The sequence below is a fragment of the Furfurilactobacillus milii genome, from assembly GCF_021654115.1.
GTDB lineage: Bacteria > Bacillota > Bacilli > Lactobacillales > Lactobacillaceae > Furfurilactobacillus > Furfurilactobacillus milii.
This window is the reverse complement of the sequence record NZ_JAIWJF010000001.1, coordinates 547,976-564,830: the sequence shown is the minus strand read 5'-3', so window position 1 is coordinate 564,830 and position 16,855 is coordinate 547,976. Positions and strand designations below refer to the sequence as shown.

15 protein-coding genes are annotated in these 16,855 nt (G+C 42.7%); 2 read left to right on the top strand and 13 right to left on the bottom strand.

The window, feature by feature from the left end:
* Positions 1-57 precede the first annotated feature (57 nt).
* Positions 58-1,377, top strand: a complete 1,320-nt coding sequence (locus LDK34_RS02315) for a glycoside-pentoside-hexuronide (GPH):cation symporter (RefSeq protein ID WP_250161418.1) — start codon at positions 58-60, stop codon at positions 1,375-1,377.
* Positions 1,378-1,387: 10 nt separating this feature from the next.
* On the top strand, positions 1,388-2,893 hold the full coding sequence (gene arfA, locus LDK34_RS02310) for an arabinosylfuranosidase ArfA (RefSeq protein WP_236941426.1): 1,506 nt from the start codon (positions 1,388-1,390) through the stop codon (positions 2,891-2,893).
* 63 nt (positions 2,894-2,956) lie between these two features.
* Here arfA and rihA read toward each other — a convergent pair whose 3' ends face one another.
* The 13 genes from rihA to LDK34_RS02245 all read right to left on the bottom strand — a co-directional run bounded on the left by rihA (position 2,957) and on the right by LDK34_RS02245 (position 16,787).
* A complete protein-coding gene (gene rihA, locus LDK34_RS02305) occupies positions 2,957-3,898 on the bottom strand; it encodes a pyrimidine-specific ribonucleoside hydrolase RihA (protein ID WP_236941425.1) in 942 nt (313 codons plus the stop codon).
* Positions 3,899-3,925: 27 nt separating this feature from the next.
* Positions 3,926-4,312, bottom strand: a complete 387-nt coding sequence (locus LDK34_RS02300) for a hypothetical protein (RefSeq protein WP_236941424.1) — start codon at positions 4,310-4,312, stop codon at positions 3,926-3,928.
* Positions 4,313-4,338: 26 nt separating this feature from the next.
* Positions 4,339-5,523, bottom strand: coding sequence for a NupC/NupG family nucleoside CNT transporter (locus tag LDK34_RS02295; protein WP_161003469.1), 1,185 nt, complete (start codon positions 5,521-5,523; stop codon positions 4,339-4,341).
* A gap of 24 nt (positions 5,524-5,547) precedes the next feature.
* Positions 5,548-6,705 (bottom strand): iron-containing alcohol dehydrogenase, encoded by a 1,158-nt coding sequence (locus LDK34_RS02290; RefSeq protein WP_236941423.1) that lies wholly within the window; start codon positions 6,703-6,705, stop codon positions 5,548-5,550.
* A gap of 6 nt (positions 6,706-6,711) precedes the next feature.
* Entirely contained in the window at positions 6,712-7,341 is a 630-nt protein-coding gene (locus LDK34_RS02285; protein ID WP_161003471.1) for a YczE/YyaS/YitT family protein, read from the bottom strand.
* Between the two features lie 40 nt (positions 7,342-7,381).
* Entirely contained in the window at positions 7,382-8,074 is a 693-nt protein-coding gene (locus LDK34_RS02280) for a phosphoribosylanthranilate isomerase (RefSeq protein ID WP_017263033.1), read from the bottom strand.
* A gap of 14 nt (positions 8,075-8,088) precedes the next feature.
* Positions 8,089-9,048, bottom strand: coding sequence for a PfkB family carbohydrate kinase (locus LDK34_RS02275; RefSeq protein ID WP_236941422.1), 960 nt, complete (start codon positions 9,046-9,048; stop codon positions 8,089-8,091).
* A 290-nt stretch (positions 9,049-9,338) separates the two neighbouring features.
* The gene (locus tag LDK34_RS02270; RefSeq protein WP_236941421.1) at positions 9,339-10,427 is read right to left on the bottom strand and encodes a PfkB family carbohydrate kinase; all 1,089 of its coding nucleotides are present in this window, start codon (positions 10,425-10,427) and stop codon (positions 9,339-9,341) included.
* A gap of 7 nt (positions 10,428-10,434) precedes the next feature.
* Positions 10,435-11,028, bottom strand: coding sequence for an RdgB/HAM1 family non-canonical purine NTP pyrophosphatase (gene rdgB / locus LDK34_RS02265; protein ID WP_236941420.1), 594 nt, complete (start codon positions 11,026-11,028; stop codon positions 10,435-10,437).
* 11 nt (positions 11,029-11,039) lie between these two features.
* Positions 11,040-11,696 carry an HAD family hydrolase gene (locus tag LDK34_RS02260; protein WP_236941419.1) on the bottom strand — a complete coding sequence of 219 codons (657 nt, stop codon included), beginning with the start codon at positions 11,694-11,696 and terminating at the stop codon, positions 11,040-11,042.
* 160 nt (positions 11,697-11,856) lie between these two features.
* Entirely contained in the window at positions 11,857-12,582 is a 726-nt protein-coding gene (locus LDK34_RS02255) for a glycosyltransferase family protein (protein ID WP_236941418.1), read from the bottom strand.
* A 3-nt stretch (positions 12,583-12,585) separates the two neighbouring features.
* The gene (gene asp1, locus LDK34_RS02250) at positions 12,586-14,148 is read right to left on the bottom strand and encodes an accessory Sec system glycosyltransferase Asp1 (RefSeq protein ID WP_236941417.1); all 1,563 of its coding nucleotides are present in this window, start codon (positions 14,146-14,148) and stop codon (positions 12,586-12,588) included.
* Positions 14,149-14,840: 692 nt separating this feature from the next.
* A complete protein-coding gene (locus LDK34_RS02245; RefSeq protein ID WP_236941416.1) occupies positions 14,841-16,787 on the bottom strand; it encodes a coiled-coil domain-containing protein in 1,947 nt (648 codons plus the stop codon).
* Between the last annotated feature and the right edge of the window lie 68 nt (positions 16,788-16,855).

Below are 16,855 nucleotides of genomic sequence, written 5' to 3'. Positions count from 1 at the left end.
GTGAAAAGCCACATTGCAGAATCGCTCAAATCTTCAACCAAAATTCCGTTTCATCGGATGCTAGCCTATGCCAGTACAGATATGGCAGGAAACCTGCTTTATACCACTGTTACAACTTTTATTTTGTACTACTACACTGATGTTTTCGGATTATCAGTCGCTGCAGCAGGCACGATTCTCCTAGCGGCACGAATACTTGATGCCTTTGACGCACCAGTATGGGGATTTATCATTGACCATACCCACACACGTTGGGGACAAAGTCGTCCGTACTTTTTATGGATTGCATTCCCCTTTGCAATATTCTTTATTCTCATGTTCTGGTCTCCTTCGCTAAGTTCAACTGGTAAGTTTTGGTGGGCAATGATTACCTACCTTCTGTTTGGAATTTCATATACAGGAGTTGGAACTCCCATCAGCTCCATTTTGCCAAATCTCAGTAACGATTCCGACCAACGAATCAAGCTAAACAGTACACGAATGATCGGTGGTAACATCGGGTTTTTCATCACCGCAACCTTTACCTTAAGTTTCGTTGCCTTTTTTGGCGGTGGCAGTGCCGTCACTGGTTGGCGCACAATCGCGCTTGTATTAGCTGTTATTGGGTTTGCTCTTCTCATGTTTGCGTTCTTCGATACTCGTGAAATCAACACTCAATCACAGAAAGCCTTGCCAATTATAGACTCAATTAGAGCGGCCAAGTCTAATTGGCCTTGGTTCATCTTGGTTCTTGGTTTTATCTTTTATTGGCTTGGAAACTCTTCGCGAACATCGGTTTTAGTGTATTACACACAGTACAATCTCGGTGCCAAGGGCTTTGCATCAGTGTTAAACGCATTAGTTATGTTTCAAATGGTAGGTATGCTGTTAATTCCATTCCTTGTTAAAAAATTTGCTAAAACACAAGTTTTAATTGCCGGATTATTACTTGCAGCCTTGGGTCAAATTGCAATCGCATTTACTGGTCACTCTTTCATTGCCTTAGCTGTTGCCTGGAGCATCGCATCCATCGGTACTGGTATTTCCGTCTCAATGCCATTCGCAATGCTATCAGACACAGTCGATTACGGTGAATGGAAAAACGGGATTCGCGCCAGTGGTTTCTTAACCGCAATCGGTAGTTCATTCGCAATTAAGATGGGATCTGGTCTAGGCGGTTGGGCTCCATCAATGATTCTTAACCACGCTGGCTACAAAGCTGGTGTTGCACAAAATGCAGCATCGCTTTCCGCCATCAAATTCTGTTTTAGTTATCTTCCCGCCATTTTCTTTATCGGTGGCGCACTTATTATGATTGCTTATTTAAAGTTCGAACGCAAAGAAACGACGATTCGAGAAACATTAATCGATCGTCGTGGTCAAATTAAAGAAAGCTAAAGGTAATTTTATGAAAGCTATTATCAATACCGTCGCAAACAATGCCATTTCCAAAATTGATGATCGCATCTACGGTTCCTTCATCGAACAACTAGGACGAGCTGTTTACACCGGTATTTATCAACCTGATCATCTTGAAGCAGATGAAGAAGGATTCCGCAAAGATGTTATCAATGCAGTAAAAAGTCTGCATGTGCCATTGATTCGTTATCCAGGTGGCAATTTCCTATCACAATACAAGTGGGAAGACGGCATCGGTCCTAAAAATCAACGACCAACCCGCTTAGATATCGCTTGGAAGGAACTGGAAACAAATCAATTTGGCCTGCATGAATTTATGCACTGGTCAAAGAAAGTCGGGGCCGTGCCAAACATGGCTGTTAATTTAGGTACTCGTGGCATTCAAGAGGCAGCCGATCTAGTCGAGTACTGCAACTTTCCAGGCGGCACTGAATTGAGTGATCTGCGTGGAAAGAATGGCGATTCCAAACCATTTGCTATTAAGACTTGGTGTTTAGGTAACGAAATGGATGGTCCGTGGGAGATTGGCACTAAAACCGCATCTGAATATGCACATCTAGCTAACGAAACTGCTAAGGCCATGAAACAAGTGGATGATAGTATTGAGCTTGTCGCCTGTGGCAGTTCGTCCCTTGACAACCCGACATTTGGCACTTGGGAAGAAACCGTATTGGATGAATGTTACGACAATGTAGACTACCTGTCCTTGCACCGTTACTATGGCTATTACGGAGATGATGATCCGACAGAATTGGATAATTTCTTAGCTAAAAACGAAGATTTAGACCAATTCATTAGTGGCGTCATCGCTATGTGTGATGCGGTTCAGGCCCGCAAACGGTCAAGTAAACAAATCAACTTGTCGTTTGATGAATGGAATGTTTGGTATCATTCAAACGACGCTGACACCAAGATTAAACCGTGGCAGGTCGGTCCGCACTTGTTGGAAGATGTATATAACTTTGAAGACGCCTTACTCGTCGGTAGTTTACTAATGACGTTACTGAAACACGCTGACCGCGTTAAGATTGCTTGCCTTGCACAACTCGTCAACGTCATTGCACCAATTATGACGGACACCAACGGCGGCGTGTGGTTGCAATCCATTTATTATCCATTCATGCAAATGGCAACGTATGGACACGGCGTTGTGTTAAATAGTAGCGTTGACGTTCCAACATACAATTCCCGTCAATTTAAAAATGTTCCACTGATGGACAGCGTCACCATCTATAATAAAGAAGCTAATGAGCTGATTGTTTTTGCTGAAAATAAAAACCAACATGAAAACGCCGACTTATCAATCAATCCTACTGGTTTTGATATTGATCACATCATAGAAGCAACCCAGTTTTATGGTTATGCCGTTAAGGCCGACAACCGCGATGGCAAAATGTCAATTCAGCCACTAGCTAGTGTTGCGATTACTGGTGAAAATATCAGTGCCAAATTAGAACCATTGTCTTGGAATATGATTCGAGTGGCTGTGAAGTAACTCAAAAATGCATTGTTGCTACAAAGAAATTTGTAGCAACAATGCATTTTTAGTTTCAAACGCCTACTTCAAATCATCAAAAGCCCTTAGCGAATCCATAATCAGCTTAATAAACCGCTCACGGTCAACCTTTAACAACACATTAGTGTTCTTCGGTTTACCGGTCAGTTCATAGTAATCACAGACCGTTTCACCCTTAACTAGTTCACCTTGTGTTTCTACATCGACGTTCATCTGTTCGCTTTCAAATAGTGTTGGATCAATTAGCCAAGCAATGGTACACGGGTCATGTAGTGGTGCACCTTTGAATCCCCATTTGGGATTTTCGTGATAGATTTCAAAGAAATCAAGTAAACCACGAAAGGCATGAGCAACAGGATTTTTAATATCGTCAATGGACTCAATTTCATCCTTCAATATCTGCGCTTGATGTGTAACATTAAGCGGTGCCATAACCAAAGGAATGCCAGCATTCATCACAATCTTTGCGGCTTCAGGGTCCACATAAATGTTGAACTCAACGGATGGGGTCCAATTTCCTAACCCCATAGCGCCACCCATGAAAACAATTTGTTCGATCCGGTCAGCAAGTTCTGGGTACACGCGTAAGAACAAGGCAGCATTTGTCATCGGTCCAGTCACAACCAGCGTAACTTTCTCATCGCTCTCCCTAATGGTTTTCGCCATTAATTCAATCGCCGTCATATTCTGTGGTTTGAAATCTGGGTCTGGTAGTTCCGCACCGTCCAGTCCCGTCTTACCGTGAACATTACCAGCCGTTGCAAGCTTGTTAACTAATGGTGTCCGGTTTCCGCCAGCAACAGGAATATCCTCACGATGCATTAACGTTAACATCCGCATGGCATTGTTTAGCGTTTTTTCCGGTGTTTGATTCCCCGCTGAAGTCGTTACGGCTGCTAATTCAATCTTTGGCGAGGCAATCGCCATAGTCATTGCTAAAGCATCATCGTGTCCAGGGTCACAATCTAAAATAATCTTTGTCATGTCAAACTCCTTTCAGGTTACCTATGTCTAGTTTACCTTGTTAACTACGTTTAGCGGATATTTTTTGATTAAGTAGAAGATGATTAAACAAGCCAATAAACCAATAATGGCAATCAATACTGCGCTAATTTGTATGAAACCTGTCAACTTTGTACTAGCGACCGCAATAATGCTTACGAATCCCATAAGGTAGACTGTATTTACAAATATCATAAACGCTTTGGCAAACCTCTTCATACTCAGCAAACGAACAAGCGCCCACGCATATAACAAAATCACGAAAGCCGAAGATCTAATCAGCATCCCCGTCGTCTGCCCCTGTGAATGCCCAACAGTGACTAGCCAATTACTACTGACAAATAAAACAATGGTCATCATTACTGTCGTTACAAGCTTTGATTTTATCGTCTTCATCAAAATCACCTATCTAGATTGTCTATTTAAAAGTACAAACCGACGATTGTACCAGTCAAAACGGAGGCCAGTGTTGCACCGAGAAGTAGCTTCATTGAGAACTTTGCCACATAGGCACCTTGTTCTTCACTAATGGACTTAATTGAACCAGTGATAATACCAACTGTGCCAAAGTTTGCAAATGACACAAGATAAGCAGAAATAATAGCCGTAGCTTTCGCACTCAAACTGGCTGTCATGCCATGTAATGTACCCATGGCCACGAATTCGTTGGTGATTAGTTTCGTTGCCATCAGGCTACCAACTTTAATAATGTCATGACTTGGCACACCCATTAAGAACGCAACAGGTGCGAACACATACCCAATAAGTGTCGTAAAGCTGACGTTAAATAGAGCTAAGAACGTGTTATTTAGGAAGGTAACCAACGCTACAAACCCAATTAGCATTGCACCAACAGTGATTGCTAGTTGAAAACCGTCAACAATGTAATTACCCAAAACTTGGAAAAATGGTTCTTTGTTTCCTTTAGAGATTTGAACGAGTTCATCGTTTGATTCCGTTTCATATGGATTAACAATACAAGAGATAATTAGTGCCGATAAAATGTTTAAAAAGACGGCAACCACAACGAATTTACCAGGAACCATTTTCATATATGATGCCAACATGGCAGCTGATACAGCACTCATGGCTGACGCACAAATGGTATATAAGCGCTGTTCGTTTAACTTGGGAATCTGATCTTTAACAGTCAGAAATACTTCTGGTTGTCCCAAAATAGCGGTGGAAACGGCAAAGTAACTTTCAAGTTCGCCCATCCCGGCAACCTTGTTTAATGCCCAACCGGTCCACTTAATAATGAATGGCAATACCTTAATGTAATTCAAAATACCAACTAAGGCAGAAATAAAGACAATCGGCATCAAAACATTGAGGAAGAACACGGAACCACCGGGTTTGATAACCAATCCGCCAAAGACGAAATTAACCCCACCGGCAGCTTGAACCATTAGCCAGTTAAAGAATGACGAAATTCCAGCTAGTGTTTTAACCCCACCTGACGTATGCAAACATAAAAACGAAATGATTAACTGCAATGCAAACAAAATTCCAATTGATTTATACCGAATTTTTCTACGGTTGCTACTAATTAGCCAACCAATCCCAAACACAAGTGCTAACCCGGTTAATAAGAACACAAAGTTCATAATTTCCGACTACCCTTCTATGTTTTATTGTTTCCCGTACGAGGCCAACAGTGTTTCAACCGCATCAACAGTAACTTCGCGTGGTGTATTACCTGCAAAGCGTTCATATGCAACGGCCTCTGCATTGGTTGCCAACTCTTCGTGGCTAATCTTGTAATCACTAAATGGATGCAAGCCAAGAATCTGATCACGGAAATCTTTATAAGTTCGTTCCGCAATTAGGGTTGTCTGTTCCTCAGGTGCATTTTCAGGATAAACAGCACCTAAAATCTGACCAATTTCTCTGACCTTATGTGGCATAACGGGGCCAACAAAACGAAGGACACCAGGCAAGGCATATGCGACGGCCTCCCCGTGAACAATATGATATTTAGATCCCAACACATGTGCCATCGAATGACCAACATTGGTACCCGCATTATTTAACATCCATCCTGCCAAAGTTGCCGCTACCATGACTCGTTCACGAGCTTCTCGATCATTACCGTTTTTAACGGCTCGTGGCAAGTAATTATATAGAAGGAACATAACTTTCTCACAAATAGCATCCGTTACTGGTGAAGCCAATTTAGAAAGATACCCTTCTGCAGCATGAGAGAATGCATCTAATCCTGTAGCAATTGTCATGTTTTTAGGTAATGACAATAACAAATCAGGATTCAGAACTGCGTATTCACTAACCGCATCATCTGCCAGAATTGCCAGCTTTTGTTTGCTTGTTTCGTCAGTAACAACCAGTGCGTTAGACATCTCGCTACCTGTCCCAGATGTCGTTGGCACGGCAATTAGTCCTGGACAAGGTTTGATGGTCACTTGTGGGTCTACATAATCTGAAATTTTTCCACCGTTTACGCGGACAATGTTAATGCCGCGGGCAACGTCTATCGAGCTGCCACCCCCAATTGCAATAATGCTATCTGCCTTGTGCTCTTTAAAGGCTGCTACACCAGCATCAACAACACTAGTTGGCGGATCTGAAACGACCTTATCAAATACTGCATATTCAATACCATTTGCTTGTAGCTCGGTTTGAACATCTTGGACAATTTCTACCTGTGCTAAAAAGTGATCCATGACAAATAGTGGGCGTCGATAATTTTCTGTTTTCATGATTTCTAACAGTGTTTCGTCGAGGTGGTCTGTGCTGACAACTTTAACTTTTTGAAGTAACTTAAAGTCCATCTTTTATTAAGTCCTTTCCATAAATACTCTTTTTTGAATCAATTCACTCAATGCTTGAATAGTTGGCCCGGTAGTCAACGCTGTGACAATCGTGATAATGCCAAACTTGCCACCCATCAAAAAACCGGCAAGCATTAAACAAGCATCAAATGTCATTTTGCTCCGTCGCATGCTCCAGCCTGTTTTATCTCGAATGGTCAACATAAATCCGTTAAATGGATCAACACCTATGTCGGCAGCTACAAACAAGCTAATTCCGATGTAATACAGGATGATTCCTGTCGCACCGCCAGTTAAACGTGTAATTAGTGCGTCATTTGTAAATATATGTGGATATAGATGCGAACCAATCGTAATAAACATGCCATATGGTACTAAATACATCACCGTGCCGATGTTTACGTAATGACGCCCAACGAGAAACAGCAGCAAAATCAGAAAAATGTTTAACACATTGGAAACCATTCCTAGTTGAACTCGGGGAATGTGAAAAGCAGCCCGCAAGCCATCATAAATAATTCCGACTGGGTCATTACCTAATCGCGTGTTGTTATTAAAGGCCACGCCGACGCAAACCAGAAAAATGCCAACTAGCGCAATAACTGTTTTTTTAACGGTAAGTCGATTTTTTGTCACGCAATCCTTCCCTTAACTTCCTTAGAATTTTAACGTTGGTTTACAGTCCCAATTCTTTGGCAGCAGCGTCAGCATTCTCACAGAAGGCACGAACTTTGTCGATATCCTTTTCCATGTTGCCGCCTTCATACTTAATACTTGTCTTCGTCAATGAATCAACACCGTATGGTCGAATTTTCTTAATCGCATCAGCCACGTTGTCAGGTCCAAGTCCACCCGCTTCAATGACTGGCACATTAACGGCTTTAACAATTTGTGCATCAATATTCCAATCATGCGTTTGACCACTCGCACCAATACCAGTGTCATGTGCAAGACCAGAATCCAACAAAATGTAATCAACGAACGGCTCAAACTTCTTGGCACGGTCAATAGCCGATTCATTATCAACCAATACGGCTTGCATCAACTTTGTATGTGGCGCAACATCTTTTAAACGTTTGGCAAACGTCTCATCTGCCGCGTACCCGTCACCCGCAATGTGCAAGATATCAGGTTGAATTTCTTCACCAAGCTTCAGCATTTCTTCAGGATCATTTGTAAGCATGATTGCCACAGAGGTAACGCCACGCCGCTTGGCTTCATCAAAGATCTTGCGAACACGGTCTAGCGGTACGCGATGTGCGGGAACACCACCATTTTGCATTGGAACCAAACCAATATTGTCCGCGCCGGCGTCCATTGTCTTAACACTTTCGTCATACTGAATTAGGGAATAAATTTGTTTAATCATTACTTTTGCCTCCGTTAATTTGCAATTGTGTCACTCATTAATTTTTGTTGAACCAATTTTGGGTTGATATCAGGAACAGATTTATCACTTTCTAAAGCGATACTTGAAGCGGCCTGTGCAATTCGTCCAATTTCATGTAGCGGGCGATCAGGTTCATCAAAGTAACTCCAGGTTATGGCTGCCATTCCGCAATCGCCAGCCCCATTCGCATTAACAATCGTTGTTTTAAAGGGTTTAACAAACGCCATATCATCTTTATTCGCACATAAAATTCCTTGTGCCCCCATCGAGATGAAAACATTTGCAATACCTTTATCAAGCAAAACTTCTGCAGCACGTTTGGCCGTATTCAAATCCGTTATTTTAACGCCAGATAGCAACGACGCTTCTAATGCATTGGGTTTTAAAACCGTCATTTTATCTAAAATGCCCTCAAAATGAGGTGCTTTAATCGTTGACACAGTGTCGCCAAACAATGGGGCTGTCACGTGCGCACCAATCCAATTCAGCGTAGAAGGATCAAGATTGGCATCTAACAGGCAAATCGTGGCGTCGTTAATAAAATCTAATCTCTGTTTTAAAAACTCCGGTGTGATCTGCTTACAAATATCCATATCATTCACACCAACAAGCATGTCACCCGTTTCATCCGTAATGTACATGTAGGTAGATGAACGCTGATGCGCTAGCTGTTCTGCATAGTCTAGATGAATATGATTATTCTCACAGGATGTCTTTAGTAATTGACCATTGTAGTCATCACCATATACGGTAATTAAGTACGTTGGCACTTCCAAATGAGCCAAATTTTGTGCAATGTTTTGACCAACCCCGCCAACCGACATTCCGACTATTCCTGGGTTTGAATCTCGATCAACGACTTTGTCACTTGGCATGCCAAAGATATCCATGTTCATGCCACCGATTACAACAACATAATCGTCAGGTGAAACAGCTTGTGAATAATTCATCATAATTGTTCTCCTTAATTTGAATTCACCCTTTGCTGACATTTGTTTATGCGCATAAACATTTGACACTTTAGAATTTATACCCATTGTCTCGCCCTGTCAACAAAAATAGTTACCGCTTTCATAGCTTGAACTGACAAATCCTTTGTACATACACAGTTAGAGGTTTCATTTATTTTTTTATTCACAAAGACCCGTTTTATTAATAATCAATACTCATTGGCCGCCGTTTCCGAGCAAACAAAAAGACCCTGCAGTTTCCTACAAGGTCTTCATCTAACTAAATTTTATTTTTACTCAAACAGTTCATGACGCTTAAGTTCGAGCGTTCTGTGGGTCAGATTTTCATTCACTGCCTGAATGCTCTCCATACTAAGATATGCAGCAGCATTAGCCAACTGACCGCTATCTTCAAATGACATTTCATTTTTATGTGCCCATACTAATGCTGCCGTTGCTGCTGCTCCGGCTCCATTAGTATTACGTTGGTTAATCTTTTGCTCAGGATAAAATAACTGATGACGCTCATCTTGATAAAGCATGCCCACTTCATCAATATATAAAAACACGTTATTAACGCCTTTATCTATTATTCGTTGAGCTGATTGAATCGCCGTGTGTTTGTCACTAGCCTCAATCCCAGATAAGGTCTTTGATTCAACCGCATTGAGGACAAGCGTATTTAAATGACCAATACCTTTCAACAGTCTGCCAGCTTTGGTAACCGAAACCGCCTTAGCAAACATCGGTCGTTGACAGTGTTCGTACAACCACTCAATGGTCTGTTGTGGAAGATTCGAATCAATAACAACTGCTGTCGAATTGTTGATCATATCTTCACGATCTTCCAAAAACTCCGGTGCAATCCGATCGTTGATGCTCATATCATCAAGTCCAACCACACGATCACCACCAGGTTGATTGACATATAAATAAGTCGACGAATTGGTATCAGCAAACTGTTTGGAATACGTAATGTCCATATCATTTGCCAGTGCGTCTGCCTTAAACTGTTCACCATTGTTATCATCGCCATAGACAGAAATGAAGTAGTTTTGAATACCAAGTTTACGCAAATTTAGTGCGATATTTCGGCCGAGTCCTCCAACCGCATAGTAAACATGGCCAGCATTGGAGCTTTTATCAACCACGTTTTCATCGGCAACCCCGAAGATGTCCATATTTATTCCGCCAATGACTGTCACGTAACTCGGTGGCGTCACAATATAGCCCTTGCCACGCAAATAACCTTTTTTCATCAAATTGGAAATATGAGCTGCCACGCCTGACCGAGTAATACCTGCTAATTCTGCCAGTTCATTTTGGCTTATCATTGGATTTTGTTTGATCCATGATAAAATTTGTTCTTCTCGATCTGTCATAATTACCTCAGTTCTGCCACCACTGGTCAAAGCTCTTTAAAAACTTTCGCATTGCCCGACCGCGATGACTGATTGTGTCTTTTTCTTCACCGGTCATTTCGCCAAACGTCCGCGACTCACCATCGGGTTGGAACAAACAATCGTATCCAAATGCTTCACTACCACGTGGAGCGTCAACGATTTGCCCCTTAACCTCGCCGGTAACTTCCAATACATTCCCGTCCGGCTTAACGGCGTAAATTGTCGTGTGAAATGTTGCCGCACGGTTTGACACACTGTTTAACTTATTTAACAGTTTTTCACGATTAGCCTTATCGTCATGATCTCCTGCATATCGAGCAGAATGAACGCCAGGCTCACCATTTAATGCCTCAACCATTAGTCCTGAATCATCGGCTAACACCGGTAATTTAAAATGTTCCATGATGGTAGTGGCCTTAATTTTAGCGTTTTGAGCAAATGTTGTTCCATTTTCAACAATGTCAGGAACATTTTCCAGATCCTTAAGCGTGATGACATCTACACCTAATCCAGTTGGTAACATCTCTCGATATTCCTTCGCCTTATTCTGGTTTCCAGTCGCAATCACTAACTTTGTCATGTCAAACTCCTTTAATCCAAATATTGAGTCACTTCATCCAACGTGCGTACCTCATGCATCGGTCGTTCACTACCAGCAGGTTTGCGACCATCACGGTTGACCCAAATACAGTCCCAGCCAAGTTCAGCACATGGGACGACATCACTACCGTAGCCCTGCGCAATGTGAACGTGATTGTTGTTATTGAAATGATAACGCTGCTCAACCGCCTTGAAGAACTTCAAATCTGGTTTGTAGGCATGAACATCCTCTGCGGTCCAAACATCGAATGGCACTCGTAGCGCCTTGGCATTAAATGGAATTATATCCCACGATGAATTGGAAATCATCACAAGTTTATAGCCGCGATCAACGAAGGTTTGCAACGTTTCAATAACCTCGGGGAAGGGCGTCAAGTCTCGATGAGCTTGAAGAACCTCGACGTAATAGCGTTCAAACTGATGTTCCAGACCAAACTGATAATCGAGGTGAATCAGGTTATTGCGGGTCAATAAATCGTAGTCGATATACGGATGCATGTTATCGCGATCGTCCTGATAGCTGATGAAACGCTGACGTGCCAGCTTCTGGTCGACACCAATCTGAGCCGCCAGCCGTTCAATTTCGTTATAGGTACCGTCTTCGTTTAACAACGTTCCATAGCAATCAAACGTTAACACATTCGCCATTAACCTGCCTCCACTGATGTGAATTTATTATTGTTAAAATTCGCAAATTATTATCAGTTTATCATGTTTTATTACTAATCTGCGATTCAATTATCAAAAATGTAAAAACAAAGCACAGCCCTCACCATGCTACTGGTGCGGTCTGCGCTCAAATATCGGTTTATCCAATTGGTGAAATGGTGATGTCCGTCGGAATAATATGCGCTTCATTCGTGTAGATCCGAACGCCATCCTGTTCCTTCGCATAACGGTCTAACGTTAACCCTAATAGTTGGTCCAAATTATCATATTCATAAATTTCGTCGCGCGAATTCATGACGCGGCAAACGGTATTGGTTAGCTGGCCTTGGTCGTTATTCATGAAAATGTTCAAACACGCTTCGGTGCCATCCGCTGTGAAGTATTGTTCTGTAGCTAATGCATGGTTGCGATGAAAAGTTCGCGTTCGGGATAGAAAGCCACGGCAATCATAGGTGTCAATCGATGTCACATTTCCTACTCGATCAACGTGTTCTACACTTTCAACTTGTTCGCCACTTTCAGGATAGTAATTGATATGAGCTAACGGCGCGTCGACTTCTTCAACACGGGCCTTATTTTTACCGTTTGGCAAAACGGAATAAAGTGGTGGGATTTTGGTTAACTGTTCACTGGTTAACTTCTTTTGCGGTACGTGAACGGCCTGCTGCAGCAAATTGAAGACGCTTAACACGCGGTTAGGTTTGATTTCTACTTTCGCCAGAGTCCGAGCCAGTTCAGGTGTGTACTGCGTAATCAAAAGTTGAGCATCCGGATGGCTCGGCAAAAAGAGTTTGTACTGGTCCACAGCTTCCTTCGCAACATCTTTATCTTGACTAATTAGTCGATTATCCAATAAGAAATCCATTGTCTAACCCTCCTTGTCCGCAACTTTAGAATTAGCATCAATAAGTAACTGAACCCAAGCGTTCCAAACGGATTCGGCGCTAAAGCGACTAGCACTGGCGTAAGCCGCGTCACTATACTCTTGTAAACGAACAGGATTTTTGAGCATTTTAACTAACCGGTCCGCCATCTGATGCCAATTACCTAAATCAATTAGCCGACCATTCTTACCGTTTTCGATAATCTCTGCCGGTCCATAATTAACATCGTAGGCCAAGCCAACCACCCCATGAGAAACAGCTTCTAGTAAGGCTAAATCAAAGCCTTCCATTCGGCTAGTCAAACCAAATATCTGTGCAGAATTATACACGGGTGTCAGATTAGGAACATAGCCCTTCAATGTCACTACGTTGCCCATATCCAAATCTTTAATGAGCTTTTTAATCTTTTTCGGTTCGGCAAAATTATCTTCAGAATTCTCATAGCCGTAAATATCCAGTGTCACGTTATCAACTGATTCACGCGCCTGATGAACTGCTTTGATTAAATCGTCCAACCGTTTTTCATTAGCGATTCGCGCCACGGCAATCACTTTACCTGGTGTCCGTTCAGCCATTGGTACATGAGGGATCGACAGTGTCGCTGCTGGCACAATGCCGACTGGAATCGTGAATACTGGAATCGTCGGTTTAAAACGGTCTTTTACATCCTGTGCCTGTTGTTTGGTTGCCGTTACGATGGCGTCCCAGTCCTGAAGGTTATGCAAAGCGTACGCATAATTGTAGTTCAGTGCCGCGTGGGCAGGATCATTGGCGTCAACCGTTTGTGAATTATGTAAGTGCAAGACTTTATACGCTTTGGCGGTCATATGACTGATGGACCAATCGTCGATCATCGTGCGGTCAGAAATGAAGACGCTGACCTGCGGATCATGTTTAGCAACTTCATCCAGGTAAAAACGGAGGAACGTTTTCATTCCATCGAAATCATAATCGTGGCCTTGATAGTCAACCAGTGTATAACGGCTGTCAATTTCATTACCGCCTGCGTCATTCTTTAAATAGCGGATGATTGCGGGCGAGCCATCTAAGTGCAGATACCGCTCCATATCAACCCTATTGTCTTGTGAATAATATTGTTCCATCGTTTTGAAGCCACGACAATCGTAGTGGTCAATGCGGTACAAATTGCCGAAGCGATCAAACAGCTGAACGCTGCTAACTTGCTGTGTACCGGAAAATAAGGTGACACGCCGATATAGCTGACCATTTTGGAGAACATAAAAACGGCCTTCGTCCTCATGCCATTGAATATCCAATCCTTCATGGTTAGCAGGAAAACGTAAATCGTTCATCGTCAACGGTTGTGACGCGGCTGCGAGAGCACCTTGGAAGTAGTCAAACATATTCATGCTTTCTGCATCACTAACCTGAGCTTCATTAAGGTTCCAGTGCAAGCGTGGACTATAATCACGTGTCAACAAACGTGCCGCCATTCCATGATCGCGAAATAACGACAACCGTTTTAACTCGGCATGTTCAATCCCAGATTTCTTTTCCGGCATTGAAAAATCAACGAAATAAATCATCTTGTCACTCCCTCGTTTTCGATAATTGCTCTACTCTTATTTAACCACTTTCGCATTCCTTAGAGTTAGCGCTAACGCCTATGTTTTGGTGAATATTCTGCCCATTGTACTGCCTAAAGACGCCGTTCCGTGGCGACAGATATCGCCTTCTAAAACTCGAAATCTTCTACTTCAATTTTGGGCTGAAATGCACATCTCAGAAGTCGTCCTACGGCACTAAATAGCCAAGGCCGCTATATTAAATGCCGTCAACACGAAATTCTGTCTTTAACTCCCACTCCGATAAACAGTTCCTTTTAACGTAGCCCAAATATTGGCAAGTTGAGGCGGCATCAGCTGGAGGGCGCTAACATTGAGACTAAGCCGTGAAAGTGTTGTTAATTCGAACGTTTTTCTCGAATTTACAACACGGACGGTCGTGGAGACACGGGGGTTCACGAGGTTCCACTGCGAGGTGAAAGACTTCGATCCCCAGAAGGCTCGAACCGGTCCCACGGCATTGTCTCAATGTTAGCAACCGTAAGCGGACTCTATCATTAATAGTATTGTTTAAGTCAAAGTTTCGTGCTCTTAAATACAAATTCGCGTTTACTGGGTGGGGGGACCCATTAAACGCGAATCGATTAGGGGATATTTAAGGCGGCCTCATTTGAACGGGTGAAACCGCCCGGATTAACTAATTCAATCAGCAACTAGCTAACCTTAGGAATGTAAATTCTTGTTTTGATGGTCGCTGCCTTCGCTTTTTCATTTGTTACGCCAGCCGGATCCAAAACCATAATATGCATGTCGCGCTTCAACTGCTTCAGAATAACTTGATGAACGGCCTCATCACTGACAATAATATTGTTAACTGGTGAATCATCCGCAACAATCTGATCGATTAACGCCTTGTTATCAACGTCGGTGATCAGCGGAATCAGTTCAAAGCGACGGTCATCATCGTTCAACAACTGTTCAAAGTATGGTGTTTCGGTATCAATAATCAGCGCATCTTCTGGTCGTGTAAGGGCATGTGCCTTAATCCACCATTCATAATAATCATCTTCAGTTTCAAACGTCCGTTCCACAGTTTTACCAGCATCCGTCGTTTGGACAACGACATGGTCTTCAAAAAAGACTTTTTCCAAAGCGACACTGTGATCAGGACGATAGTAAATTTCCGAGGCCGCGTGTTTAGCATCTCGTGGGTCGACGTACTGAGTCGCTACCAAGACATTCTGCTGGTCATAAATCGCCATCTTGAACAGTTGGTCATTTTGGAAGTATCTTACACTTTCCAGTGATCTGTCAGCGCGGTATTTCAAGGTAACGCTCTGTTTGCCACTAGCCGAGCGAATCATTTCGGGCTGTTCCTCGGTACCAGCATTTACGTGCCAATCCTGACCTTGATCCAGCGGTAATGCGACATCCGCATGCTGTTGCCGGCCAGCATCACGCTGAAAATCTAAGTATGGGTTAATAACGTGACCTGCATGATGTAAGACACCTGAACTTTGATAGTCATCCCAAATTTCACTCAGTTCCCGATTAAAGTCAGTCGTCAACAGATCGAAATGAGCATCGGTTTTATCAAACAATTGGTCGATAATCTCCAATCCGTTTTGATCACTAAGCTGACTGAGTGGAATCAACGTGTTGGAATAGAAAACATAATGCCGCGCCGGATCAAACTGAAAATTGTCAATGAGCTTCGTTGAACTGAAATAAAACTTCATCAAGTCAGTCAACTGTTGAAACTGTTCGCCTAAGCTAGCCTTTTCCTGCTTCACTGCCTTTAACTTGTCATCATCTGCAGTTAATTTTTCCTGTTGCTGGCTTACCTTTTTATCAATTTCGGCCAGTTGCTTTTGCAAATCAGCAGTTTCATCGTCCTTGTTGTTGGCCTGTTCTTGGATTGCAACTTGCTTATTCAGGACAGAAACGGCCTTTTCTTGCTTAACAATGTCTTGATTAATGCCATTTTCAGCTTGTTCAAGTTCGTGATCGTGCACATTAATATCTGAAATTTGCTTGCGTTTAGCATCAATTTCTTCCATTAAGGAATTCAAATTACCTTGCTGACCAAGCTCATCCAGCAATTTATGTTCTTGTTTATCTAACTGCTCACGTTGTTTAGTGATTTGTGCTGACTGGGCCTTCATCTTAGCTAGAATCGTTGATTGTTCTGCAAACTTTTGCTTGGTAACGTTCAGTGACGCAACCAACCGCTGTTGCTTAGCCGCAACTTTATTACGGTGATCCTGTAGCTGCGAAAAGACTTCAAAGTCAGCATCACGCTGCTTTGCCAGTTTGTCATAATCGTGATTGACCATTCGCGATTGTGCACGCAGATAATCTTTTTCGGTCAGTAGTTGAGAGCGCAGTTCATTACGTGCATCCCCATACTGTTGGTTTAACTGATTAACATGTTTTTCAAGTTGCTCACGCTTAGTGGTTAACTTTTGATACGCGTCCTCATTAGCGACAGGAGCCGGTGCTGACGCATGTTCATTCTTTTTGACATCTGTCGGTTCAACCGTCGCTGCGGAATGAATGACCGCTTGAGCAGTCGGTGTTTGCTGCTTTGGTGATTCCGATGTGACAGCTGTTGGTGCTGCTGAATCGGTCACCTTTTTACCATGTCCAAATAGTTTCATAAGCTATCTCCCCCAACTCGCTTGATGAAAAGTACGATTCAAACGTTCTCGTAAAGCCATTCGCTTTT